Raw genomic sequence first — 23,398 nt, forward strand, 5'->3', positions numbered from 1 at the left:
ACGATACCCGAAAGAAATACCCGCCCGCGATTCGGAAAACTCCGAATTCCATGTCGGGTCATCGTGCATCGGCGCATCGGACCGACACCAGGCTCGAGGGGGCGGCGGCCGTCCGCGTGCGCAGCGCCGGGCTGCTGGTGGTCAGCGCGCAGGCGTGGACCCCCAGCGTGATGCCGTCGCGCTCGAGGTCGGCATGGGCCGCGTCGAAGCGCAGGCGCCATCGTCCGTTCGCTGGCGCCTGGAACAGTGCCACCACGCCGATGGCGCCCGTGCCGGCCGCGACCTGCGTCGGTCGCTCCTGCCGCGCCCCGGGCGCGAGGACGATCTCGTCGACCGCAAGCAGATCCTGGCCAAGTGCCTGTTTTTCCGAATCTTCATCGAGAAACGCCGCAAACGGGGCGGCGTCGAATCGCTGGCCGTCGCGCAGCTGATAGATCTTGAGCACGACGGCGCTGGGGCGGCCGCCCACGCCGGCATTGAGGTTCTCGCCGCCATGGAGGCGCACCGGTACGAGACGCGCGCGCTCGGGGCTGGGCTCGGAGATGCCGATGCGCTGCATCGCCTTGCCGAACAGCCCCGGCGTGTCGGGCGTCGAGCCGCAGCCGGCTGCCAGCAAGGCCACCAGCACTGTGACCGCGGTCGCTTCGAGTCTGCGGACGGATGTCCGGTTCCCCCGCTTCATGTCCGTTCGCATACTTGAAATCCCATTCCCTGGTGATTTTTAATGGTCCGGTGACGACGGCGGGGCAGGTTGCCCGTCCGTGGTCGCGGCCGGGAGCGTCGAGCGCCGCTTGACGATTCCGGTGCGCTGCGACTATATCGGTTGTGGTCGCAGATGGTGTGGACAGGATGCGATTCGTCCCCGGGTGCCGTGGAACGGCGGCGGGGCGACCGCGCGATGGACGTCGCGTGGATGGAACCTTCAGGATTGATCGGGATTGTCATGAAGACGAAAGGAATGGCGTGGGTCGTGCGGCCGCTGGTCGGATTCGCACTGGTGGCGATGCTCGGCGGCTGTGCCTTCCGAAAGGAGGCGCGCGAGTCGGGCGGGGATTATGCGGGGCTGCTCGCGGTGGCCGAGGCCGATGCCGCAGCAGGCCGCAACGAGGCCGCGCTGATCGGCTTCGCGGACGCGGGGAAGGCCGATCCGACGCGCAAGGATCCGTGGGTACGGATCGCGCAGATCGAATTCAACAACGAGAACTACGCCCGCGCGATCGTCGCGGCGGAGGAAGTGCTGCAGCGCGACGGAGATGATCTTGTCGCGGACGGCATCCTCACCGTCAGCGGGTTCCGGATCGCGAACCAGTCGCTGCTGCGGCTGCAAAGGCGCGGTGCGCTCGGTTCCAACACGGCCAGGCGCGAGGCCGAGGCCCTGGCCGGCACGCTGCGCGCCACGATGGGGGCCGACATCCTGCAGGAGGAGGCGCCCCCGCCCGAGCGCGAGACCCGGCGACGCGGCTCCTCCGGTGCGGCCCCGCGACGCCCTGCTGCCGCGCAGCCCGCGGCGCGACCTGCCCAGCCCGAGCCTGCGCCCGCACGACCGGCGTCGTCCGATCCGTTCCAGCGCATCGGCGGGAATTGATCCCGCGCGAGCCTCCCCATTCGTCAGGAGACGAATCAGATGTCCAAGAAGGATAGCGTCCAGAAGCGCCTGCAGAAGGTGCGTCCGCCGCGCGTGCAGCTCACCTACGACGTCGAAAAGGGCGATGCGATCGAGCAGAAGGAGATTCCGTTCGTCGTCGGCGTGCTCGGCGACTTCAGCGGCAATCCCGAGCAGCCGCTCGCGAAGGTCAAGGACCGCAAGTTCGTCAACGTCGACCTCGACAACTTCGACGAAGTCGTGGAGGGCATGGCGCCGCGTGCCACGTTCCGCGTGCCGAACAAGCTGAGCGAGGAGGGCGGCGAGTTCGCGGTCGAGCTGAAGTTCAAGTCGATCGACGACTTCCGGCCCGAATCGGTCGTGCAGCAGGTCGAACCGCTGCGCCGCCTGCTCGAGTCGCGGGCGAAGCTTGCCGACCTGCGCAACAAGATCGCCGGCAACGAGAAGCTCGAGGACCTGCTCTCGGACGTGCTCAACAACACCGAACAGCTCAGGCAGCTCGGCCCGAAGGAAACCCAGGAGTAAGCGCATGGCCGCACAGGCGAGCACTGCCGAAGCCGCAAGCCCCGTCGTCGCCGAGGGCGGGCTGCTGGACCAGATCATCGAGACCAGCCGCGTCGCGCGTTCCGACCAGGAACGCACGCGTGCACGGGACATCATCTCCGAACTGGCCAGGGAAGTCCTCGACGGCACCGTGGTGGTGTCTGACAACCTCAACCTGACGCTCGACGCCCGGGTGGCCGAGCTCGACAGGCTCATTTCCGAGCAGCTCAGCGCGATCCTGCACGCGCCCGAGTTCCAGAAGCTCGAGAGCAGCTGGCGCGGCCTGCACTACCTGTGCGAGCAGACGTCGACCGGTTCGCAACTCAAGATCAAGGTGTTCAACGCGCCCCAGAAGGACCTGGTCCGCGATTTCAAGTCGGCCATCGATTTCGACCAGAGCGCGCTGTTCAAGAAGATCTACGAGGAGGAGTTCGGCACCTTCGGCGGAGCGCCCTTCGGCGCGCTGATCGGCGATTACCACATCGGGCGGCAGCCCGAGGACATGTACTTCGTCGAGCAGATGTCGCACGTGGCCGCGGCCGCGCACGCGCCGTTCATCGCGGCGGCATCCGAGGACATGTTCGGGCTGGAGAGCTTTACCGAACTGGGCAAGCCGCGCGACCTGGCGAAGATCTTCGACACGGTCGAGTACGCGAAGTGGAAGTCCTTCCGCGACGGCGAGGACAGCCGCTATGTGGGCCTGACACTACCGCGTTTCCTGGGCCGCCTGCCGTACAACCCCAAGGACGGGACAACGGTGGAGGGGTTCAACTTCGTGGAGGAGGTCGACGCCGCCGATCACGGCAAGTACCTGTGGTGCAACACCGCCTACGCGATGGGCGCGCGGTTGACCAAGGCGTTCGAGGACTATGGCTGGTGCGCGGCGATCCGTGGCGTGGAAGGCGGCGGCCTGGTGGAGGACCTGCCGACCCACACCTTCCGGACCGACGATGGCGAGGTCGCACTCAAATGCCCGACCGAGATCGCGATCACCGACCGGCGCGAGAAGGAGCTCAGCGACCTGGGCTTCATCCCGCTGGTGCACTGCAAGAACACCGACTACGCCGCATTCTTCGGCGCGCAGTCCGTACAGAAGCCGAAGAAGTACAACACCGATGCCGCGAACGCCAATGCGATCCTCTCGGCGCAACTGCAGTACATCTTCGCCGTCTCGCGCATCGCGCACTACCTCAAGTCGATGATGCGCGAGAAGATCGGCAGCTTCGCCTCGGCCGGTAATGTCGAGGACTTCCTCAACAGGTGGATCGCGCAGTACGTGCTGCTCGACGACAACGCCGGGCAGGAGGCCAAGGCGCAGTATCCGCTGCGCGAGGCGTCGATCCAGGTTTCGGAGGTGCCGGGCAAGCCCGGTGTCTACCGCGCGGTGGCCTTCCTCAGGCCGCATTTCCAGCTCGACGAGCTGTCTGTTTCGTTGCGTCTGGTGGCCGAACTGCCGGCCACGGCCAAGAAGGCGTAGCGATGTTGCCTTGTTGTGCGTCCGGGGGCGCAGACCCTGCTGTGCAGTGACGCAGCCGCCCGGACGGGCGGCAGATCAACAATCGCCGGCTCGCGCCGGCATCCTCAATCTCACGGAAGAACGGAACAAGGAAAACCAGATTATGCAACATGCATTCCTGTCAATCGACACCATCAAGGGCGAGTCCCGCGACGACAAGCACAAGGACTGGATCGAGATCAAGTCGTTCTCCCAGGACCTGCTGCAGCCGCGCTCGGCGACCGCGTCCACGTCCGGCGGCCAGACCGCCGCGCGCGTGAACCTGTCGCCGATCGAGGTGGTCAAGTCCATCGACCTGTCGACCACGCCGCTCAACCAGGCCTGTGCCAGCGGCACCACGTTCCCGAAGGCCCGCATCGAGTTCATGCGCGCCGACAAGGACGGCAACGCGATCAACTACTATCTGGTCGAGCTGCTGAACGTGCTGGTCCATCGCGTGACGACGACCGTTGATGAGGACGGCATGCCACAGGAGGTCGTGCAGCTGAGCTTCGCGGCCATCAAGTGGACCTACAACCAGCAGAAGGCGGAAGGCGGCGTCGGCGGCAAGACCGTCGCCCAGTGGAGCGCGAGCAAGAACGTGCCCAACTACAGCGCCTGATTGCGCTGGGATGCGGTGGCGCGACGTCGCCACCGCATTTGGCGCCGCGGCGGTTCCGCCATGACACGGGCTGGACATGCCCGCAAGCCTCGCCGACATGCGGCGCAAGATGCAGGAACATGAAAGGATTCGAACCCAGCCTGCTGGAAAAGCTCTTCGACGACGCGCCGCGGTCGTCCCGCGGACCGGCGAGTCCGCAGGCGGTCTCCGTCGAGCAGTACAAGGAATCGGTCGCGCGCGACCTGGAGGGCCTGCTCAACAGCCGCTCGGCGTTCGCCGAGACCGAGCTCGAGGCCTTTCCGCAATGCCGCAGGTCGCTGATGACCTACGGGCTGTCGGATTTCTCGGCGATGAGCCTCGCCAACGCCTACGATCGTGCCGATATCTGCCGCGCGCTCGAGCAGGCGATCGCGCGACACGAACCCCGGCTGCACGACGTGCAGGTTTCGCTCGACGCCAGTCCTTATCTGGGCGCGGGACTGCGTTTCACGATCCACGCCTTGCTCGACCTGCAGCCCGCACGGGAGGCGGTCAGTTTCGATGCGCTGCTGCAGCCCACGACGCTGCAGTACTCGATCAGCCGCATGCGCCGCCAGGCCGCGGTCGCCTGACGTGCAGGAACTGCTGCCGTTCTACGAGCGCGAGCTCGCCTATCTCCGGCGCTACGGCCGCGAATTCGCCGAGCGCTACCCCAGGATCGCCAACCGTCTGCTGCTGTCGGCTGATGGCAGCCAGGACCCGCACGTCGAGCGGCTGATCGAGTCGTTCGCATTCCTCGGCGCACGGATCTCCAAGCGGATCGAGGACGACTATCCGGAGTTCACCGACGCGCTGCTGGAGGTCCTGTACCCCCACTACCTGCGACCGTTCCCGTCCTGCTCGATCGCGCGTTTCGACCTGGGACCGGGCGCCTCGCGGCTCAGCGCGCCGGTCCGCCTGCCGCGCGGCACGATGCTGTCGTCGCGGCCCGTGCGGGGCGTGAGCTGCCGGTTTCGGACCACCAGCGACGTGGCGTTGCTGCCGCTGACGATCACCGCCGCCTCGCATCGCCCGGTGGCGCAGGCACCGATGGCGACGCGCCTGCCGGCGGGCGCCGGCGGACAGATCTCGCTGCGATTCGGGCTCGCGTCCGACCAGGCATCCTTCGCGAGCCTGGGGGACGGGGCCATGCGCCTGTTCGTCGATGGCGAGCCGTCGTTCTGCGCGGCCGCCCGCGATGCACTGGCGCTGGGCGTGCTCGGAACCTACGTGGAGGCGGACGACGACGGCCGCTGGCGCGCGATGGACGCGCCGCTGCTGCGCCAGGCCGGCTTCTCGGATGCCGATGCGCTGATCGACTACCCCAGGCGGTCGCATCCGGCGTACCGGTTGCTGACCGAGTTGTTCGCGTTCCCGGAGAAGTTCGGTTTCTTCGATCTCGATCTCCCCCGGGCATGCGCCGGAGCGTCTCGGGCGTTCACCGTCCACCTCGTGCTGCGGGGTGGGGCCGGCGATCACGCGGACAACCGCGTGCTCGAGCACCTCGGGCCGGCGAACGTCCTGCTGGGCTGCACGCCGGTGGTCAACCTGTTCGCCCAGCACGGCGAGCCGATCCGCATCACCCATCGCACCGCGACGTATCCGGTCGTCGCCGACGCCCGCCGGGCCTGGGCCTACGAAGTGAGCTCGATCGATTCGGTCCAGCGCGTCCGTACGACGCCGCAGGGCGAGCAGGTGATGCGCTACCGGCCGTTCTACTCGCTGCAGCACGGCGAGGACCCGGAGCGCAGCGGCGCGTACTGGATGAGCCGGCGCGACGAGGACGTCGCGCGCAGCAGCCCCGGCTTCGAGACCGAGATCGCGTTCGTCGACGTGGCGTTCAGTCCCACGCTGCCCAGGACCGACGTGGCGAGCGTGGAGCTGACCTGCACCAACCGCGATCTGCCGGCGCACCTGGCCTACGGCGTTCAGGGTGGCGACCTGAGCATGGAGGGCGGCAGCCCTGCGAGGGCGATCGCGCTGCTGCGCAAGCCCACCCGGTCGCTCCGGTTCCGGCGAGGTCGCGCCGCGCAGTGGCGCCTGATTTCCCATCTCTCGCTCAACAGCCTGTCGCTGACCCAGGACGCGTTGCCGGCGATCCGCGAGATGCTGCGGCTCTACGACATCGCCGGCAGCGGCGTGACCGCCCGCCAGATCGAAGGCATCGCCGGCATCGAGCATCGCGCGGCGACCGCCTGGCTGCCCGGGCGCCATTTCGCGTCGGTCGTACGCGGCGTCGAGATCCGGATGACGATCGATCCGGCGGCCTTCGTCGGCGTCGGCATCGCGGCGTTCGCCGGCGTGATGGACCGCTTCTTCGGCCTGTACGTGCACGCCAACAGCTTCACCCAGCTCACGCTGCTCTCCATCCACGACGACGAGGTGCTGATCCGATGCGAGCCCCGAAGCGGCGATTCGATCCTGGTGTAGCGCAGCAGCTGCTCGCCGAACCGCACCGCTTCGAGTTCTTCCAGGCGATGCGGATTCTCGAGCACCTGTTTGTCGGGCAGGGCACCACGGTGGCCGACGCGGTGCCGCGCCACCTGCGATTCCGCAACACGCTGTCGCTGGGGTTCCCGGCCGCGGAGCTCGAGGCGGTGCAGGCATACGCGTCCGATGGCGAGCCGCTGGAGAAGCCGGCGGCGATCGAGCACGCGGCGGCCACCGAGACGGTCGGCGAGGTGCACCTCACGCCCAGCTTCATGGGGCTGCTCGGCGTCTCGGGCGCGCTGCCGCTGCACTACACCGAGACGCTTGCCGAGCGGGAGACCTACCAGCGCGACCGTGCCGCGCGCGCGTTCCTGGACATCTTCACGACGCGTGCGGTGGCGCTGCACTACGGCGCCTGGAAGAAGCATCGCCTGGCGATGCAGTACGAACTCGACCGGCGCGAGCGTTTCCTGCCGCTCGCGCTGTCGCTCGGCGGGCTGGGCATGGACGGGCTGCGCGACCGGATGCGCGGTGGCGACGGCGAGATCTTCGATCAGGCGGCCGCCTACTACGCCGGTGCGATCCGCCAGCGACCGGTCTCGGCGGCAATGCTGCGGCAGGTGCTGTGCGAGTACTTCGGCGTCGACGTGCAGGTCGAGCAGTTCGCGGGGGCCTGGTACACCGTGCCGGCGGACCAGCGGACCCGGCTCGGCATGGCGAACGCCGGGCTCGGGACCACGGCGCTCGCCGGCGACCGGGTATGGCAGCGCGACCTGCGGATGCGGTTGTCCATCGGACCGCTCGACCGCGCCGCATTCGACGATTTCCTGCCCGGCGGCAGCGCCGCGCTCGCGCTCGGCAAATGGCTGACGCTGCTGACCGGCTGCGTGCTCGAGTACGAGGTGCGACTGGTCATCCGCGCCGAGGACGTGCAGCCGGTCGGGTTCGTCGATGGCCGGGGCGGCCGCCTGGGCTGGGACAGCCACCTGTGCACCCGTCCGTCGCCGACACCGCGATCGGATGCCTGCTATCACCTCCACACCCTGCACTGATTCCTTCGACCCGACACGGAGCGTCCCGCGGTCCATGCGCAACCTCAAGACCCTCATCAGCAAGCTCAACGACACCTCCCGGCAGGCCGCCGAGCGCGCCGCGAACCTGTGCATGGCGCACGGTCACTACGAGGTCGACCTCGAACACCTGTTCCTGGCGCTGCTGGAGCAGCCGCAAAGCGACTTCGCGCTGGTCATGCAGCGCAGCGGGATCGCGCCGGAGGCCCTGGAGCGCGACCTGCGCGGCGAGCTCGAACGCGTGCGCAACGGCAATACGCGCACGCCGGTCTTCTCCCAGCACCTGCCGGCGCTGTTCGAGCACGCCTGGCTGCTGGCCTCGCTCGAGTCGGGCACGACGCGCATCCGCAGTGGCCACCTGCTGCTCGCCCTGCTGACCGAGCCCGACCTGGCGCAACTGGCGCAGCGCGGGTCGTCCCTGTTCGCGAAGGTGCAGCGCGAGGCGCTCAAGCACGATTTCGCCAAGCTCACCGAAGGCTCGATCGAGTCGACGCAGGCCGTGGGCTTCGCCGACGCGGGCGAAGAGGTGCCCGTCGCCGCTGGCGGGCTGTCGCGAACCCCGGCGCTGGACCAGTTCACGACCGATCTCACGCAGCGCGCCCGCGACGGCCACATCGACCCGGTCATCGGCCGCGACGGCGAAATCCGGCAACTGGTCGACATCCTGCTGCGCCGGCGCCAGAACAATCCGATCCTGACCGGCGAGGCAGGTGTCGGCAAGACCGCTGTCGTCGAGGGGTTGGCGCTGCGCATCGCCCGGGACGATGTTCCGGAGGTGCTGCGCGGGGTGTCGCTGCACGTACTCGACATGGGGCTGTTGCAGGCCGGCGCGAGCGTGAAGGGGGAATTCGAGAACCGCCTCAAGAACGTCATCGACGAAGTCAAGAAAAGTCCGCACCCGATCATCCTGTTCATCGACGAGGCCCACACGATGATCGGCGCCGGCGGCGCCGCCGGCCAGAACGACGCGGCGAACCTGCTCAAGCCGGCGCTCGCGCGTGGCGAGCTGCGCACGATCGCCGCGACGACATGGGGCGAATACAAGAAGTATTTCGAGAAGGACGCGGCACTCGCGCGCCGGTTCCAGGTGGTCAAGGTCGAGGAGCCGACCGAGGCGCTGGCGGCGGCGATGCTGCGGGGCCTGGTGCCGTTGATGGAACGCCATTTCGGCATCCGGGTGCTCGATGAGGCGATCACCGAGGCCGTGCGCCTGTCGCATCGCTACATCACCGGCCGGCAGCTGCCCGACAAGGCGGTGGGCGTGCTCGATACGGCTTGCGCGAAGGTCGCGCTGGGCCAGAGCGCGACGCCGGCGCTCGTCGAGGAGACGCAGCGGGGCCTGGAGCGCCTGGATGCGGAAATCGCCGCGCTCGAGCGCGAGGTCGCCGGCGGCGCGCACCACGGCGAACGCCTGGATGCGCTGCGCGCGCAGCGGCTGGAGGCGCAGGCGGTCCTGGTCGCCAGCGAGGCGCGCCTGGCGCGCGAGCGCGCGCTCGCCGGCGAGATCGGCACGCTGTTGGGCGCGCTCGAAGCCGGCGACCCGACCGGCCTGGCCGATACGACAGATCCCAGCGAACCCGGGGCCACGGACGACGACGGCGGGGTCGCCGCGCCGGTGCGCACGGACGCGTCGGCCGGACGCGCCGGGCACCGGACGGCGCCGACGCGCACTGCCGAGCAGGCGCGGCTGGCCGCGTTGCGTGCCGAACTGGCGGACCTGCAGGGGGAGTCGCCGATGGTGCCGCTGCAGGTCGACGGCATCGTCGTCGCCGAGGTCGTGTCCGCCTGGACCGGCATCCCGCTCGGGCGCATGGTCAAGGACGAAGTCCGCACCGTGCGCAACCTCGCGGGCCTGCTCGGCGAGCGGGTCATCGGACAGGACCACGCGCTCGAGGCCATCGCCCAGCGCGTGCGCACCGCGACCGCCCGGCTCGAAGACCCGGACAAGCCGCGCGGCGTGTTCATGTTCGTGGGGCCGTCGGGGGTCGGCAAGACCGAAACCGCGCTGGCGCTCGCCGACATCCTCTACGGCGGCGAGCGCAAGCTGGTGACGATCAACATGAGCGAGTACCAGGAGGCGCACAGCGTCTCCGGCCTGAAGGGGTCGCCGCCGGGGTACGTGGGCTACGGCGAGGGCGGTGTGCTCACCGAGGCGGTGCGCCGCAATCCCTACAGCGTGGTGCTGCTCGACGAGGTGGAGAAGGCGCATCCCGATGTCATGGAGATGTTCTTCCAGGTCTTCGACAAGGGCGCGATGGACGATGCGGAGGGGCGCGAGATCGATTTCCGCAACACCTTGATCATCCTGACCTCCAACGTCGGCTCGGCGCAGATCATGCAGGCCTGCCTCAACAGACCGCCGGCCGAGATTCCCGATGCGGAGACGCTGGCCGAGGCGCTGCGCCCGGTGCTGATGCAGCGCTTCAAGCCGGCGTTCCTCGGTCGCATGAAGGTCGTGCCGTACTACCCGGTCGACGACGACGCGCTGGCACGGATCATCACCCTCAAGCTCGAGCGTATCCGCGCGCGCATCGCCCGCAATCACAAGGCCGCCTTCGCCTGGGACGACGCGCTGGTCGAAGCGGTGCTCGCCCGCTGCACCGAGGTCGATTCAGGGGCGCGCAACGTCGATCACATCCTCAACGGGACGCTGCTGCCGCAGATCGCCGAGACGGTGCTGGCACGCATGGCAGAAGGCGGCGGCATCGAGCGGGTCAAGGTGACCGCAGGCAAGTCCGGCGCGTTCAAGTACAAGGTATCGTGAGCCGACGCTCGCGAAGCGAAGGAGAAGCGCAAATGGAGTTCTACGGGATCGATCGGGCACGCGTCATCGGCAACTGCGACAGCCAGGGCCTGGGGCGTGCGGGCAGCGCACTGTCGACGCTGCGGGCATGGAACCGCATCCGGCCCGAGCATGTGGTCGAGTTGCTGGACAAGGCCGATGCTGCGGTGCGCGCCGATGCGCGGTCGCTGGCGGTGCGGTTGTCGCGGATGCCGTGGCACATCCAGCGCACGGTGGCACCCGCGCTGGGCACGAACCGGCTGGTCAGCAATGCGCGGGAGATCGCGATCGGGTCCGCAGGGCGGACCTACGTGCTGCATTGCACCGAGGGCAGCGCGCTGACGCTCGAGCGCATCAGCGCCTAGGGCGCGCTCGCAGCCGGCCCGGCCACGCGGTCGCTGGTGCGGGCGCGCCGGTGCCGAGCGCGCGCGCCGTCAGATCCCGCCGACCCGGCCGGATCGTCCGCAATGGGCGCGGTGCATAATCGGCGCGCTTTCCGCTGCCGGATGTCCGCCATGTCGTACCCGCGTTCCATCGTTCCGCTGCTGTCCGCCGTCGTCGCGCTGCTCGGGGTCGCGCCCGTGCTCGCTCTGGCCTGCGATGCCGGGCTGGTGTTCGAGGACCGCAACGGCAACGGCGTGCCCGATGCGGGCGAGCCGGGCGTCGCGGGCGTGGGCGTCTCGGACGGGACGCGGATCGTCGACACGGACGCGGACGGCCGGTTCCGGGGCCTCGCCGGCGTGACGGCGTTCGTGATCAAGCCGGCGGGCCATGCGATCGCGCGCGACGGCGCGTTGCCGCGATACTGGCAGGCTCAGGGCGGGGGCGGCGACTGCCGGTTCGCGCTGCGTGCGCAGGCGCCGGCCACGGCGCTGGACGTGCTGGTGTTCGCCGATCCGCAGGCCGGCCGCGAGGCGGAGGTCGACTACTACGCGCGCAGCGTGGTGGCCGCGGCGGCGCGGGAGCCGGCTGCGCTCGGCCTGGTCCTGGGCGATGTCGGCAACGACGTGCCGGCGCTGTACCCGGCGATCAACGCCGCGACCGCGCGGCTGGACGTGCCGTGGCTGCACGTCCCGGGCAACCACGACCTGGACGTCGACGCATCCGACGACGGCGGCTCGACCGCGTCCTACCGCGCGGTCTACGGCCCCGAGACCTACGCCTGGGAGGAACCGCAGGCCAGTTTCCTGATGCTCGACAACGTGATCCACCGGCCGGGTGCGCGCCCGGCCTACGTCGGCGGGCTGCGCGAGGACCAGTTCGCGTTCGTCGAGGCCTACCTGGCGCGGGCGTCAACCGAGCGGCTGCTGGTCGTCGGCGCGCACATTCCGTGGTTCGACACCGCGGCCGAAGGTGGGCCGGAGACCGTGCGCAGCGCCGACCGCGCCCGGCTGTTCGCGCTGCTGGCGCGATTCCCGCATGTGCTGCTGCTCACCGGCCATCGCCACACCCAGCGCCACGTGCGCCACGGTGCGGCGCAGGGCTGGCATGGCGCCGCGCCGCTGCACGAGTACAACGTCGGCGCGGCGAGCGGGGCGTTCTGGAGCGGCGCGCCGGATGCCGACGGGATGCCGGCGGCGACGATGGCCGACGGCACGCCGAACGGATTCGCCACGCTGCGCGTCGAGGCCGACGGCGCCTACCGGCTGGCCTGGCGACCGGGGCGGTTGCCTGCCGACGATCCGGCGACGACGGCGGCGATGGCGCTGCACGCGCCGCGCGTGCTGCGCCAGGGCGCGTATCCGGCCTGGGGCGTCTACGCCAACGTCTACATGGGGCAGCCCGACACGCGGGTGGAGTACCGCATCGGCGACGGCGACTGGCGGCCGATGCGCCGCGTCGAGCGCGCCGATCCGCGCCTGGTGCTCGAGAACGTGCGCGACGACTTGGCCGACGGTCTGCGCGGACGCGACCGTTCGCCGGAGGCCGACCTGTCGCCGCACCTGTGGCGCGGCGCGCTCGCGACCGACCTGCCGGTCGGTGAGCATCGCGTCGAGGTGCGGGCGTTCGATCCCTGGCAGGGCGAACAGCGGGCGTGGACCGTCTACCGGCTCGCGGCGACGCCCGACTGAGCGGGCCTGGCGGCGCAGGCCGCGGCGTGGACCTGGCGCAGGCGGTGCCGGGCATCCGCGGTGCGCGATCGCGAACGGGCGGCGCCAGGCGTCGATGGCCTGGTGCCGGTCGTGCAGGCGCGGTCGTGCCCGGTTGCGGGATGCCGCGGCCCGCTCACTCCGACAGCGGGCGGCGCTCCGGGCCGGGGCGCTTGGCGAGCTTGCGCTGCAGCGAGCGGCGATGCATGCCGAGCAGGCGCGCGGTCGCGGAGATGTTGCCGCCGGTCTCGGCCAGCGCCTGCTGGATGTGCTCCCACTCCAGGCGGTGCAGCGGGATCATCGTCGCGCTCTCGACGCTCGGGCCGTCGTCGGCCTCGCCGACCGCGCCGGGTGCCGGGTCGGTGTTGTGCAGGATCCGCAGCAGGGTGTCGGCCGAGACCGGCTTGGGCAGGTAGTCGTCGGCACCGCGCTTGATCGCCTCGACGGCGGTGGCGATGCTCGCATAGCCGGTCACCAGCAGGATGCGCATGTCGGCGCGGATCGCGCGCAGCGGTTCGATCAGCGTCAGGCCCGAGGCATCGGCGAGCTTGAGGTCGACCAGCGCGAAGTCGGGTGCGATGCGCGCGGCGACCTCGAGCGCGGTGGGCGCATCGGGCGCCACCTCGCAGTCGATGCCGCGACGGGTCAGTGCGCGCCGCAGCGCTTCCAGGTACAGGGTGTCGTCGTCGACCAGCAGGCCTTTCATCGTGTCGTTTCCTTGGGAGCGTCGGCATGGCGCGCGTCGACCGGCACGCGGAAGTGCAGCACCGCGCCGCCGCCGTCCGCCTCCTCCAGGTCGAGTTCGCCACCCAGTTGTTCGATCGCAGCGTGCGAGAGCGCCAGGCCGACGCCGAGGCCGTCGGGCTTGCCGCTGCGGAACAGGACCGGGAGGAACGGCGCCTGGGCATCGAACCCTGTGCCGTGGTCGCGGATCGCGCCGTCGAGCATGCCGTCGTCGAGCTGCAGGCGCAGGTCGACCCGCTGGCTGCCGTTGGCGGCGCTGGCATCGGCGGCGTTGTTGAGCAGGGCCAGCAGCAGGTGGCCGATCGTGCGGTCGACGCGCAGGTGCGGCTCGACGTTGCCGGTGCGCACCAGCACCACGGTCGGGCGCACGAGCTGCCAGTGGTCGAGCACCCGGCCGATGTCGACCAGGCGGCTGGCCGCGGGGTCCGCCGGGTTGGCGAGCGAGCGCACGCGGTCGCGGCAGGTGTCCACCAGCCGCCGCAGCATCGCGACGTCCTCGGCGGCGGCGGTGGGCAGGGCCTCGGTGTCGAAGTCGTCGAGCACCAGCGTCATCGTGCCCAGCGGAGTGTTGAGCTCGTGGGCGACCGAGGCGGCATGGGTGGCGAGCGCGAGGATGCCCTCGTTGCGCACGAAGCGGTCGCGCAGCGCGGCGAGTTCCCGCTCGCGGCGGTCGCGGGCGCTCGCCAGCCGGATCAGGAAGTACAGCACCAGCGCAACCGAAACGAAGAAGTTGACCGCCATGCCGGCCAGGTGCAGGTCGAACCGGTCGTGCAGGTGCGGCAGCGGCTGGCCGAAGTGCACGGCCAGCAGGTAGCCGCTGACGCACGACAGCGCTGCGGCAACCGCCCAGGCCGGCGGCAGTGCCATCGCCGTCAGCGCGATCGGCAGCAGGAACAGCGAGGCGAACGGGTTGGCGATGCCGCCGGTCCAGGCGACGAGCCAGGTCAGCACCGCGGTGTCGACCAGGACGTGCGCGAACGCCTCGGCCGGCGCCGCGTCGCGGCTGCTGCGCAGCCGCAGGTGGACCGCGACGTTGAACACCGCCAGCACCGCGACCGCGGTCCACAGCGGCCAGGACGGCAGTCCCATGTCGAAACCGCGGGTGGCCCAGAGGATCGTCAGCGACTGCCCGCCCACCGCGAACCAGCGCAGGCTGTAGAGGGTGCGCAGCAGGGCGGTGGCGGGGGGTTGCGGCTGCATGGGCCGCCATCGTAGAGCACCGGGGGCCGGGCGCCTATCGCGACCGGCGTTTGGGCGCCCGTCAGCGCCGGCCCGGCGGAGCCGGTAAACTGCGCGGATGTCCGCCCAGCCCGACGCCCCGACGTTCCCCGACCGCCGTCCCGAGCCCGCCGCGGTGCCGCCGTTCGGGGCCGCGCCGCGCCGCGCGACGCGTCAGGTCCGGGTCGGCGGCGTCGCCGTCGGCGGCGATGCCCCGGTCGTCGTGCAGTCGATGACCAACACCGACACCGCCGACGTGGCGTCCACGGCGCGGCAGATCGGCGAGCTGTGGCGCGCCGGTTCCGAACTGGTCCGCATCACCGTCAACAACCCCGAGTCGGCGGCCGCGGTGCCGCGGATCGTCGAGCGGCTGGCGATGCAGGGCATCGAAGTGCCGATCATCGGCGACTTCCACTACAACGGCCACCAGTTGCTGGCCGGCGAGCCGGCCTGCGCGCAGGCGCTGGCCAAGTACCGGATCAACCCGGGCAACGTCGGCTTCGGCAAGAAGAAGGACCTGCAGTTCGCGCAGCTGATCGAGTTCGCGATGCGGTACGACAAGCCGGTGCGCATCGGTGCGAACTGGGGCTCGCTCGACCAGTCGCTCGCCGCGACGCTGATGGACGAGAACGCCCGCCGCGCAGAGCCTTGGGACGCGGGCCGCGTGCTGCGCGAGGCGCTGATCCGCTCGGCGGTCGATTCGGCCGAGCGCGCAGTGGCGCTGGGCCTGGGGCGCGACCGCATCGTGCTCTCGGCCAAGGTCAGCGGCGTGCAGGAACTGGTGGCGGTCTACCGCGACCTGTCTGCGCGCTGCGATTTCGCGCTGCACCTCGGGCTGACCGAGGCCGGCATCGGCAGCAAGGGCATGGTCGCCTCCAGCGCCGCGCTGGCGCTGCTGATGCAGGAGGGCATCGGCGACACGATCCGCATCTCGTTGACCCCCGAGCCCGGCGCGTCACGGACCAAGGAGGTCGTCGTCGCGCAGGAGCTGCTGCAGACGATGGGCCTGCGCGCGTTCACGCCGATGGTCACCGCGTGCCCCGGCTGCGGGCGCACGACGTCGGAGTTCTTCCAGGAACTGGCCGGCGTGGTACAGGACCACGTGCGCGAGAAGATGCCCGAGTGGAAGATCACCCACCCCGGCGCGGAGAACATGACGCTCGCAGTGATGGGCTGCGTGGTCAACGGGCCCGGCGAATCGCGGCACGCCAACATCGGCATCTCACTGCCGGGCACCGGAGAGGCGCCGTCCGCCCCGGTGTTCATCGACGGCGAGAAGGCCGTCACGCTGCGTGGCGAACGCATCGCCCAGGACTTCGTCGCGCTGGTCGACGACTACGTGCACCGGACCTACGGTCGCGGTGCCGATGCCGGCTGACCACGCGGTCGCGCACGAGGCCGCGCGCGAAACCGGCGGGCTGCTGCGACGCCACGGCTGGAAGCTGGCGCTGCTGTTCGCCGGCGTGCTGCTGCCGATGTGGGCGTTCATGGAACTGGCCGACGAGGTCCACGAGGCCGAGGCGATCCCGTTCGACGAGCCGATCCTGCTCTACGCCAACACGATGGCGCGCGAGGGCTTCGACCGGGTGTTCCTGTTCTTCTCGCAGATCGGCTACGCGCGTGGCGTGGTGCCGGCCGACATCGGCCTGGTCGTGGTCCTGCTGGCGCTGCGGCGTTGGCGCGACGGCCTGTTCGCGGCGATGGCGACCGGCGGTTCGGCGCTGCTGAACCTCGCGACCAAGCAGCTGTTCGCGCGCGACCGGCCCACGCTGTGGGACTCGATCGCGCCCGAGGCGACCTACAGCTTCCCCAGCGGCCATGCGATGGGCTCGATGACGCTGGCGCTGGTGCTGGTGCTGCTGGCGTGGCCGACGCGCGCACGATGGTGGGTGGTAGCGGCGATGGCGGTGTTCGTGCCGATGGTCGGGCTGTCGCGCGTCTACCTGGGCGTGCATTACCCCTCCGACATCCTCGCCGGCTGGGCGGCGGCCTCGGTCTGGGTGATCGGCGTCTACCTGCTGCTCTACCACCCGCCGCTGCGACGCCGCGGGCGCGCCGCGCCACAGCGACGCTAGGCCCGCCCGGGCCGTCGCCACGATGGCCCGCCGACGCGCGCCGCAGATCGGCGCGGCCTACAGCGGCAACTGGATGTCCGACAGCCGCCAGCGCAGGCCCTGGCGCGTGAGCACGAACACGATCGGCCGGCCGGCATCGTCGCGCACGGTCGCGGAGAACCGCGATGGCGAGTGGTAGCGCCAGTGCGCGTCGGCCAGCGGGTCTGACGCCGGCGCGGGGTCGCCGCCGACGGGCAGCGCGGCGCCGCTGGACAGGTCCCACAGCCGCCGGCCACGCATCAGTGCGCTCAGTCCGACCGGCGTCACCATCATGTCCACGCCGGTGCCCACGGTACCGCCGGCCGCGCGCAGCGCGAGCGCGCCGAGCAGGCTCGACTGCACGTCGGCCCCGGCATGCCGGATCAGCGCATCCGACAGCTGCAGGCGCAGGCTCTGGCGCAACGCCGGGAAGTCGACCTGCTTCGACAGCGCCCGGGAATCCTCGCGCTGCACGGCGTCGCGGATCGCGTGCATCGTCAGGAACGGGCCGGCCGCGGCGTAGGCCAGCAACAGGACGGCGATGAGGGCGGAGAGCCAGGCGAGCTTCTTCATCGGGCTTCGGGCCGGACGGGGGACCGTCGCCATTGTGGGCCGGGCCGCCGCCGACGGGCTGAACGCTGCCGCGCCGGGCTCAGAACTCCAGGTCCAGCGCCGCGCACAGGTAGTCGACGAACGGCGCCAGCGCGACCAGGTCGGCGGCGACCACGCGGTCGAGGTCCGGGCCGGCCATCGCGGCATCGTCGAGCGGGCGCAGGAACGCCCAGTTGCGATGGCGCAGGTCGTCGATGTACGCGAAATCGGCCGGGAAGCCGCGCGGCGGACGGACCAGCATCTGGCTGTCGTCGAGCGCGAAGCGGCGCCGCAGCTTCGGCGCGTGTGCGGCCGCCTTCCAGCCGCCGGGATTTTCGAGGATGAACTGCCGGACCTTGCGCTGGGTGTCGGACTCGGGGTGCCACAGGCCGGCGCCGACGAAGCTCGCGCCCGGCTCGAGGTGGACGTAGAACGAGGGCGCGGCGACTTCCCGGCGCCGTTCGTGGAACAGCCGCGCGCCCTGCCAGGTCTTGTACGGCGACTTGTCGTGCGAGAAGCGCGCGTCGCGATGGATGCGGAACAGCGACCCGCCGACGGTGCGCGTGTCGGCGCGGAAATGCGGGCTGATCGCGGCGACGTCGGGCTGCAGGTCGCCGACCAGCCGCAGGAACGGCTGGCGCACGTGGGCCTCGTAGTCCTTGCGGTGGGCCTCGAACCAGGCCTTGTCGTTGTGGCGCGCGAGCGCGCGCAGGAAACGGAAGCTCTTCTCGCTGAAGTAGGCGGTCATGCGGGGGGCGTGGGATGGAGGTGCGAGTGCAGGCCGCGGCCCCAGTCGGCGAGAGCGTCGAGCAGGGCGGGGGCATCGGCATTCTCGGCGCGCAGCGCGTCGATCTGCGTGAAGTAGCCGGCGAAGTCGTGCTCCGACGCGGTCGTGCCCGGCCCGAGGCGCAGGCGCCGGGTGTCGTCCCAGCGATGGCGCTCGTCCGGCGACAGGGTGTCGGGCCAGTTGCGGGCGCGGTAGCGGAACAACAGTTCGTCCAGGCGCGGGTCCTCGAAGCCGAAGTCGGCCCCGTGCAGCTGCGCGGGCGGCGTGGCCCGCACCCGGGCGACGCGGCGGCGGTCGCCGTCGCCGAGGAAGCCGTCATAGAGCGAGCCGTCGGCATCCGAGGGCGCGTGGACGCGCTCGGTCGCGAACACCGCGCGGATCTTGGCCGCGAGCGCGGGACCGGCCTCGCGCAGCCGCGCCGCGCGACGTTCGACCAGCGCCGGATCGATCGACAGGCGCTCGAAGTCCTCCGCGCGCAGGTGCGCCCAGGCGACCAGCGCCGGGCAGCGGTTGCTGTGGACCTCCTTGAGCGGGATGCGCGCGACACCCTCGGGCAGGTCGGCGCCGCGCACGAACACGCGTGCGGCGATCGCCTCGGCATCGAGGTCGAGCAGTGCGTCGGGCTCGGCGTCGAGGTCGAAGACGACGATGCGGCTGTCGATCGTCGGGTGGCGCGCCAGCGGCAGCACCGGCGCCGCGCACAGCCGCGAAGCGGGGTAGCGCTGGGAGACGTGCAGCACCGGGGTCATCGCGACCGGGTCGAGCATCGAAGCCGCGTGCCGCTTGTCGCGCAGCTTGGCGGCGTAGTCCCACAGCCGTGGCTGGGCGGCACGCATCCGCCGCGCCAGGCCGATCAGCGCGCGTACGTCCGACAGCGCCTCGTGGGCATCGCCGGTGCGCACGTCGTTGGCCAGCGCCAGGTGCTCGAGCTTGAACGAGGTCGCGCCGTCGTCGCGCGTGGGCCAGACCAGTCCCTCGGGGCGCAGCGCGTGCCACAGCCGCATCACGTCGAGCAGGTCCCAGCGGCAGTTGCCGCCACGCCACTCGCGCTCGTAGGGATCGTGGAAGTTGCGGAACAGTCCGAAGCGCACGAACTCGTCGTCGAAGCGCAACGAGTTGTAGCCCAGCGTGCAGGTACCGGGGCGTGCCATCTCCTCGAAGATCCGCGCGAACGCTTCGGCCTCGATCACGCCGTCGCGCAGCGCCTGCTGCGGCGTGATGCCGGTGATCAGCGTGGCGACCGGCGAGGGCAGCAGGTCGTCGGCGGGCCGCACGAAGAAGTCGATCGGCTCGTCGAGCTGCACGAGATCGGCATCGGTGCGGATCGCCGCGAATTGCGCGATGCGGCTGCGGCGCGGGTCCGCGCCAAAGGTTTCCAAGTCGTAGAAGAGAAAACTGTCGGTCATAAGCGATTCTACTGGCGCCTCGTTGCTGCGAGCCGTTGCGACGGCTTCATTCCGGGGAAGTGCGGCAGTCTTGTCGAGGCGCGATCGTAGAAGAGAAAACGGTCGGTCATGCGGGGGCTATCGGCGATTCGTTGCGGCCAGCCGTGGCGAGCGCGTCGCGGCGCCGACGTCGTTCGGCATGCGGTGCGGGCGTCGGCGGGGGATTGTCGCAGGCCACGGCGGCGGCGGGCACGCGCATCGCCGCGGCATCGCCGGGCCACGCGCGTCGGCCCGGTCGGCTGCGCTCATGCCGCCGCGTCCTCGAGCGGGGTCAGCCGCGCGCGCACGTCGGCGTCGATCGCCGGCCAGTCCAGCGTGTCGAGCGTGGCGTGGCCGGCGGTCGCGCGCTCGAGGATCCCGCGCTGGACGTCGGTACGCCGCATTGCCAGCGAATACGGGATGCGCATGAAGGTCACCATCGCGTAGTGCGGAACGAAGCGGCCGGGGTGGCGCGCCTGCAACGCGAGTTCGAGTTCGCGCTGCAGCAGGTAGTCGGCATCGTCGACCCGGTCGCGCATCTCCAGGTAGTTGTCGAGCGCCATGCGCTGGATCGCCGCGGCGTCGGGCCGGCGCTGCGCCTCGAATGCCGCGAATGCCCCGGCGGTGTCGTCATGCGCATCGAGCTGCTCGGCCAGCGCCACGCAGTCCTCGAACGCGCAGTTCATGCCCTGGCCGTGGAACGGCACCATCGCGTGCGCGGCATCGCCGAGCAGCACCGCGCGGCCGTCGAGATGCCAGCGGTCGAGGGTCAGCGTGGCCAACTGGCCGACCGGGTTGGCGGCCCAGTGCGCGCGGAAGTCCGGCATCAGCGCCAGCGCGCTGGGAAACTCGCGCGCGAAGAACGCCTGCGCCGCGTCGACGTCGGGTATCTGGTCGAACGCCGGGCCGCCGTCGGCGCCCGCGCGATGCGGCAGGAACAGCGTGACGGTGAATGTGCGCTCGTCGTTGGGCAGGGCGATGCACATGTAGTGGCCGCGCGGCCAGATGTGCAGTGCGTGGGGCTCGATACGGAAGCCGCCGTCGGCCGACGGCGGGATCTCCAGTTCCTTGTAGCCGTGGTCGAGCACGTCGACGCGCTCGCCGAGGGCGCGCACGCGCTGCATCGCCGCGCGCAGCGTCGACCCGGCACCGTCGGCGCCGATCAGCGCGGTGAACGGCACTTCGCGTGTGCGCCCGTCGCGCGGATTGCGGAACACCGTCCGCCGCGCATCGAAGTCCACTGCGTCCAGGCCCGCGTCGAAATGCAGCCGCGCCCCGGCCGCCTCGGCCAGGGCGAGCAGCACGATGTTGAGGTCGCCGCGATGCACCGACCAGATCACCTCGGCGTCGTCGCGGCCGTAGCGCTGCAGCCGCGGGTCGGCGTCGCCGGTGTGCACCATGCGCCCGCGCATCATGATCGCGTGCCGCATCACCGCGTCGTCGGCATCGGCGGCGCGCAGTGCGTGCCGCCCGCGTTCGGCCAGCGCCAGGTTGATCGAACGCCCGCCGCCGTAGCCGAGCAGTCGCGGATCGCCGCGCTTCTCGTACAGGTCCACCTCCCAGCCCCGGCGGCGCAGCAGGATGCCCAGCAGCGCGCCGGCCAGGCCGGCACCGACGATCGTCAGCCGGCGGGCGCTCACGGCGCGTTGCCGCCGACGAACGCCGATCCGTCGGGCGCCACGGCGTCGAAGCGTGTCGCGAGCGACCGCAGCGCGCCCCGGATGCTCGACAGCGCGTCGGCGAGCGGACGGCGTGCCAACCGGACCCGGATCCGGTGAAGCGGCGTCGCGTCGGGATCGTCGCTGGACAGCCGGGCCTCGCTGCGGATGTCCCAGGCGTACGCGTCGACGATGACCGCATCGCCCGCCAGCCAGCTGCGGTCGCCGAGGATCGCGGCGACCGGGACATCGCCGTCCCGCACCGGCAGCGCCAAGGCCTCGCGCCCCGCGGCCGGCGACGCGCGCAGGTGGTCGATCGCGACGCCGAGCGTGTCGATGTCGGGCGCTTGCAGTTCGATCGCGACCCCGCCGACTTCGGTATGGCGGTCGGCGACATGGATCTGGATCCGCCAGGATGGCGTGAGCGCCGAGACGTCGAAGCGATGCGCGCGCGCGGCCGGCCAGGCCTGCGCGAAGGCGTCGAACCACGCCTGCCAGCGGACGGGATCGGCGTCGAGCGCGAATGCGCTCCAGGACTGCGCCTCGAGCTGCATGCGCCGCGGGTCGGGGCCGACGCTGATCGCGCTGGCGAGGGACGCATCGGGCAGTGCGAGGCGCGGCAGCGCACGCCCGCCGCGGAACAGGCCCAGGCGGCGCGTCGGCAGGCGCATCGGCAGCCGGACCGTGGCCTCGACGCGGCAGTCGCGCAGCCCGATGTCGCCGTCGACGGCGGTCACGCCCGCGGCGGTGCCGTGCGGGTCGTGCAGGGGCCGCACGTGTTCGTCCTCGTCGAGCGTCCACGGCGCGACGCCCGTACTGCGGAGCTCTTGCGTGAGCGCGTCGCCCTCCGCGTCGGCCAGGCCGGCATCGGCACCGGGCGGGAAGCCCTCGCATGCCGTCATCGTGCGCCGCTCCACTGCGCCACTGCGCGCGCGAACCGCAGCAGGTCGGCGTGGGTGTTATACAGCGGGACCGGCGAGATCCGGATCACGTCGGGCTCGCGCCAGTCGCCGAGCACGCCGACGCCGGCGAGGTGTTCGAACAGCGCACGGCCGCGCTCGCGCCCGCCGCGCACGCGCAGCGACAGCTGGGCGCCGCGCCGGGCCGGGTCGGCGGGCGTGACGATGTCGAGCACGTCCGACAGGCCCGCGCCGATCAGCGCCTCCAGATAGCCGGTCAGGCGCTCGGACTTGGCACGCAGCGCCGGCATCCCGGCCTCGGTGAACAGGTCGAGCGAGGCGCGCAGCGGTGCCAGGCCGAGGATTGGCGGGTTGCTGAGCTGCCAGCCGTCGGCGCCGGGCGTCGGTTCGAAGCGCGGTCCCATCTGGAAGCGCGTCGCCGCATCGTGCCCCCACCAGCCGGCGAACCGGGGCCGGTCGGTGGTGGCGTGGCGCGCGTGCACGAAGGCGCCGGCGACCGCGCCCGGCCCGCTGTTGAGATACTTGTAGTGGCACCACACGGCGAAATCGGCGTCGCTGTCGTGCAGCCGCAGCGGCAGGTTGCCGGCGGCATGGGCGAGGTCGAAGCCGACCACCGCGCCGGCGCCGTGGGCCAGCCGCACGATCTCGGACAGGTCGAACGCCTCGCCGGTGCGGTACTGCACGCCCGGCCACAGCACCAGCGCCAGGCGGTGGCCGTGTGTGGCGATCGCCTCGGCGACGCGCTCGATGCCGAACAGGCCGTCGTCACCGGGTGCGACCTCGATCAGGTCGGTCGCCGGATCGAAGCCATGGAAACGGATCTGCGACTCGATCGCGTAGCGGTCGGACGGAAACGCGCCGGCCTCGATCAGGACCGCGGGCCGCGCCGCGGTGGGGCGGTAGAAGCTCACCATCATCAGGTGCAGGTTGGCGGTCAGCGAATTCATCGCGACCACTTCCGTCGGCTCCGCGCCCACGACCTCGGCCAGCTGGGCGCCCAGCAGCGCGTGGTAGGTCATCCACTGCGAGTTGCCGCGGAAATGGCCCTCGACGGCCTCCATGGCCCATTTGTCGAGCACGTCCTCGACGTGCGCGCGCGCCTGCCGCGGCTGCAGGCCGAGCGAGTTGCCGACGAAGTAGGCCTGCTCGACACCGTCGATGCGCGGCAGGTGGAAGCGCTCGCGGAAGCCGCGCAGCGGATCGGCTGCGTCGGCGGCAGCCGCGTGGTCGTCGGAGAACAGGGTCTGGGAGTCGGTCATCGGGAGAGGCCGTTCGGGTGTGGGAACGCGGACATGGGAAACGAGAAGGCC

21 protein-coding genes are annotated in these 23,398 nt (G+C 71.0%); 12 read left to right on the top strand and 9 right to left on the bottom strand.

Annotated features, from left to right (window positions below; all coding sequences use genetic code 11):
- Positions 1 to 58: 58 nt before the first annotated feature.
- Positions 59 to 694, bottom strand: coding sequence for a type VI secretion system lipoprotein TssJ (tssJ, locus tag WQ56_RS03825; protein WP_231583344.1), 636 nt, complete (start codon positions 692 to 694; stop codon positions 59 to 61).
- Positions 695 to 898: 204 nt separating this feature from the next.
- On the opposite strand from tssJ, the gene WQ56_RS03830 reads away from it, so the two are divergent.
- The 10 genes from WQ56_RS03830 (at position 899) to WQ56_RS03875 (ending at position 12,635) form a co-directional block, all read left to right on the top strand.
- The gene (locus tag WQ56_RS03830) at positions 899 to 1,585 is read left to right on the top strand and encodes a hypothetical protein (RefSeq protein ID WP_231583345.1); all 687 of its coding nucleotides are present in this window, start codon (positions 899 to 901) and stop codon (positions 1,583 to 1,585) included.
- Between the two features lie 39 nt (positions 1,586 to 1,624).
- Positions 1,625 to 2,128, top strand: a complete 504-nt coding sequence (gene tssB / locus WQ56_RS03835) for a type VI secretion system contractile sheath small subunit (protein WP_047135749.1) — start codon at positions 1,625 to 1,627, stop codon at positions 2,126 to 2,128.
- Between the two features lie 4 nt (positions 2,129 to 2,132).
- The gene (tssC, locus tag WQ56_RS03840) at positions 2,133 to 3,623 is read left to right on the top strand and encodes a type VI secretion system contractile sheath large subunit (RefSeq protein ID WP_047135750.1); all 1,491 of its coding nucleotides are present in this window, start codon (positions 2,133 to 2,135) and stop codon (positions 3,621 to 3,623) included.
- A gap of 142 nt (positions 3,624 to 3,765) precedes the next feature.
- Positions 3,766 to 4,263 carry a type VI secretion system tube protein Hcp gene (locus WQ56_RS03845; protein WP_047135751.1) on the top strand — a complete coding sequence of 166 codons (498 nt, stop codon included), beginning with the start codon at positions 3,766 to 3,768 and terminating at the stop codon, positions 4,261 to 4,263.
- A 119-nt stretch (positions 4,264 to 4,382) separates the two neighbouring features.
- Entirely contained in the window at positions 4,383 to 4,874 is a 492-nt protein-coding gene (gene tssE, locus WQ56_RS03850; RefSeq protein WP_047135752.1) for a type VI secretion system baseplate subunit TssE, read from the top strand.
- A 1-nt stretch (position 4,875) separates the two neighbouring features.
- The gene (tssF, locus tag WQ56_RS03855) at positions 4,876 to 6,711 is read left to right on the top strand and encodes a type VI secretion system baseplate subunit TssF (RefSeq protein WP_047135753.1); all 1,836 of its coding nucleotides are present in this window, start codon (positions 4,876 to 4,878) and stop codon (positions 6,709 to 6,711) included.
- A complete protein-coding gene (gene tssG, locus WQ56_RS03860) occupies positions 6,675 to 7,763 on the top strand; it encodes a type VI secretion system baseplate subunit TssG (RefSeq protein WP_047135754.1) in 1,089 nt (362 codons plus the stop codon). Before tssF ends, tssG begins: the two co-directional genes overlap by 37 nt.
- A gap of 34 nt (positions 7,764 to 7,797) precedes the next feature.
- A complete protein-coding gene (gene tssH / locus WQ56_RS03865; RefSeq protein WP_047135755.1) occupies positions 7,798 to 10,545 on the top strand; it encodes a type VI secretion system ATPase TssH in 2,748 nt (915 codons plus the stop codon).
- A gap of 32 nt (positions 10,546 to 10,577) precedes the next feature.
- A complete protein-coding gene (locus WQ56_RS03870) occupies positions 10,578 to 10,928 on the top strand; it encodes a hypothetical protein (protein WP_047135756.1) in 351 nt (116 codons plus the stop codon).
- Between the two features lie 150 nt (positions 10,929 to 11,078).
- A complete protein-coding gene (locus tag WQ56_RS03875; protein WP_047135919.1) occupies positions 11,079 to 12,635 on the top strand; it encodes a calcineurin-like phosphoesterase C-terminal domain-containing protein in 1,557 nt (518 codons plus the stop codon).
- Between the two features lie 154 nt (positions 12,636 to 12,789).
- On the opposite strand, the gene WQ56_RS03880 is transcribed toward WQ56_RS03875, so the two are convergent.
- On the bottom strand, positions 12,790 to 13,359 hold the full coding sequence (locus tag WQ56_RS03880; protein ID WP_047135757.1) for a response regulator: 570 nt from the start codon (positions 13,357 to 13,359) through the stop codon (positions 12,790 to 12,792).
- Positions 13,356 to 14,597: an ATP-binding protein gene (locus tag WQ56_RS03885; protein ID WP_047135758.1), complete on the bottom strand. Its 1,242-nt coding sequence runs from the start codon at positions 14,595 to 14,597 to the stop codon at positions 13,356 to 13,358. Before WQ56_RS03885 ends, WQ56_RS03880 begins: the two co-directional genes overlap by 4 nt.
- A 97-nt stretch (positions 14,598 to 14,694) precedes the next feature.
- Between WQ56_RS03885 and ispG the strand changes: the two genes are divergently transcribed.
- The gene (ispG, locus tag WQ56_RS03890) at positions 14,695 to 15,993 is read left to right on the top strand and encodes a flavodoxin-dependent (E)-4-hydroxy-3-methylbut-2-enyl-diphosphate synthase (protein WP_082132183.1); all 1,299 of its coding nucleotides are present in this window, start codon (positions 14,695 to 14,697) and stop codon (positions 15,991 to 15,993) included.
- Entirely contained in the window at positions 15,983 to 16,690 is a 708-nt protein-coding gene (locus WQ56_RS03895) for a phosphatase PAP2 family protein (protein ID WP_047135759.1), read from the top strand. Before ispG ends, WQ56_RS03895 begins: the two co-directional genes overlap by 11 nt.
- Positions 16,691 to 16,747: 57 nt before the next feature.
- Here the strand turns inward: WQ56_RS03895 and WQ56_RS03900 are convergent, their stop codons facing one another.
- The 6 genes from WQ56_RS03900 to kynU all read right to left on the bottom strand — a co-directional run bounded on the left by WQ56_RS03900 (position 16,748) and on the right by kynU (position 23,347).
- Positions 16,748 to 17,281, bottom strand: coding sequence for a DUF2939 domain-containing protein (locus tag WQ56_RS03900; protein WP_047135760.1), 534 nt, complete (start codon positions 17,279 to 17,281; stop codon positions 16,748 to 16,750).
- Positions 17,282 to 17,360: 79 nt separating this feature from the next.
- On the bottom strand, positions 17,361 to 18,047 hold the full coding sequence (locus tag WQ56_RS03905) for a DUF2461 domain-containing protein (RefSeq protein ID WP_047135761.1): 687 nt from the start codon (positions 18,045 to 18,047) through the stop codon (positions 17,361 to 17,363).
- On the bottom strand, positions 18,044 to 19,492 hold the full coding sequence (gene sbcB / locus WQ56_RS03910; protein WP_047135762.1) for an exodeoxyribonuclease I: 1,449 nt from the start codon (positions 19,490 to 19,492) through the stop codon (positions 18,044 to 18,046). The genes WQ56_RS03905 and sbcB overlap by 4 nt, the downstream gene beginning before the upstream one ends.
- Positions 19,493 to 19,776: 284 nt before the next feature.
- Positions 19,777 to 21,150 carry an NAD(P)/FAD-dependent oxidoreductase gene (locus WQ56_RS19225; protein ID WP_231583346.1) on the bottom strand — a complete coding sequence of 458 codons (1,374 nt, stop codon included), beginning with the start codon at positions 21,148 to 21,150 and terminating at the stop codon, positions 19,777 to 19,779.
- Positions 21,147 to 22,070 (bottom strand): hypothetical protein, encoded by a 924-nt coding sequence (locus WQ56_RS19230; protein WP_231583347.1) that lies wholly within the window; start codon positions 22,068 to 22,070, stop codon positions 21,147 to 21,149. The genes WQ56_RS19225 and WQ56_RS19230 overlap by 4 nt, the downstream gene beginning before the upstream one ends.
- Positions 22,067 to 23,347, bottom strand: coding sequence for a kynureninase (kynU, locus tag WQ56_RS03925; protein WP_047135764.1), 1,281 nt, complete (start codon positions 23,345 to 23,347; stop codon positions 22,067 to 22,069). The genes WQ56_RS19230 and kynU overlap by 4 nt, the downstream gene beginning before the upstream one ends.
- Positions 23,348 to 23,398 lie beyond the last annotated feature (51 nt).

The organism is Luteimonas sp. FCS-9 (assembly GCF_001014645.1).
In the GTDB taxonomy this organism is placed as follows: Bacteria; Pseudomonadota; Gammaproteobacteria; order Xanthomonadales; family Xanthomonadaceae; genus Luteimonas.

Bases quoted from the DNA above. Each gene is read 5' to 3' on its own strand.
- tssJ (WP_231583344.1), bottom strand. From the start codon at position 694: ATGCGAACGGACATGAAGCGGGGGAACCGGACATCCGTCCGCAGACTC.
- WQ56_RS03830 (WP_231583345.1), top strand. From the start codon at position 899: ATGGACGTCGCGTGGATGGAACCTTCAGGATTGATCGGGATTGTCATG.
- tssB (WP_047135749.1), top strand. From the start codon at position 1,625: ATGTCCAAGAAGGATAGCGTCCAGAAGCGCCTGCAGAAGGTGCGTCCG.
- tssC (WP_047135750.1), top strand. From the start codon at position 2,133: ATGGCCGCACAGGCGAGCACTGCCGAAGCCGCAAGCCCCGTCGTCGCC.
- WQ56_RS03845 (WP_047135751.1), top strand. From the start codon at position 3,766: ATGCAACATGCATTCCTGTCAATCGACACCATCAAGGGCGAGTCCCGC.
- tssE (WP_047135752.1), top strand. From the start codon at position 4,383: ATGAAAGGATTCGAACCCAGCCTGCTGGAAAAGCTCTTCGACGACGCG.
- tssG (WP_047135754.1), top strand. From the start codon at position 6,675: ATGCGAGCCCCGAAGCGGCGATTCGATCCTGGTGTAGCGCAGCAGCTG.
- tssH (WP_047135755.1), top strand. From the start codon at position 7,798: ATGCGCAACCTCAAGACCCTCATCAGCAAGCTCAACGACACCTCCCGG.
- WQ56_RS03870 (WP_047135756.1), top strand. From the start codon at position 10,578: ATGGAGTTCTACGGGATCGATCGGGCACGCGTCATCGGCAACTGCGAC.
- WQ56_RS03875 (WP_047135919.1), top strand. From the start codon at position 11,079: ATGTCGTACCCGCGTTCCATCGTTCCGCTGCTGTCCGCCGTCGTCGCG.
- WQ56_RS03880 (WP_047135757.1), bottom strand. From the start codon at position 13,359: ATGAAAGGCCTGCTGGTCGACGACGACACCCTGTACCTGGAAGCGCTG.
- WQ56_RS03885 (WP_047135758.1), bottom strand. From the start codon at position 14,597: ATGCAGCCGCAACCCCCCGCCACCGCCCTGCTGCGCACCCTCTACAGC.
- ispG (WP_082132183.1), top strand. From the start codon at position 14,695: ATGTCCGCCCAGCCCGACGCCCCGACGTTCCCCGACCGCCGTCCCGAG.
- WQ56_RS03895 (WP_047135759.1), top strand. From the start codon at position 15,983: ATGCCGGCTGACCACGCGGTCGCGCACGAGGCCGCGCGCGAAACCGGC.
- WQ56_RS03900 (WP_047135760.1), bottom strand. From the start codon at position 17,281: ATGAAGAAGCTCGCCTGGCTCTCCGCCCTCATCGCCGTCCTGTTGCTG.
- WQ56_RS03905 (WP_047135761.1), bottom strand. From the start codon at position 18,047: ATGACCGCCTACTTCAGCGAGAAGAGCTTCCGTTTCCTGCGCGCGCTC.
- sbcB (WP_047135762.1), bottom strand. From the start codon at position 19,492: ATGACCGACAGTTTTCTCTTCTACGACTTGGAAACCTTTGGCGCGGAC.
- WQ56_RS19230 (WP_231583347.1), bottom strand. From the start codon at position 22,070: ATGACGGCATGCGAGGGCTTCCCGCCCGGTGCCGATGCCGGCCTGGCC.
- kynU (WP_047135764.1), bottom strand. From the start codon at position 23,347: ATGACCGACTCCCAGACCCTGTTCTCCGACGACCACGCGGCTGCCGCC.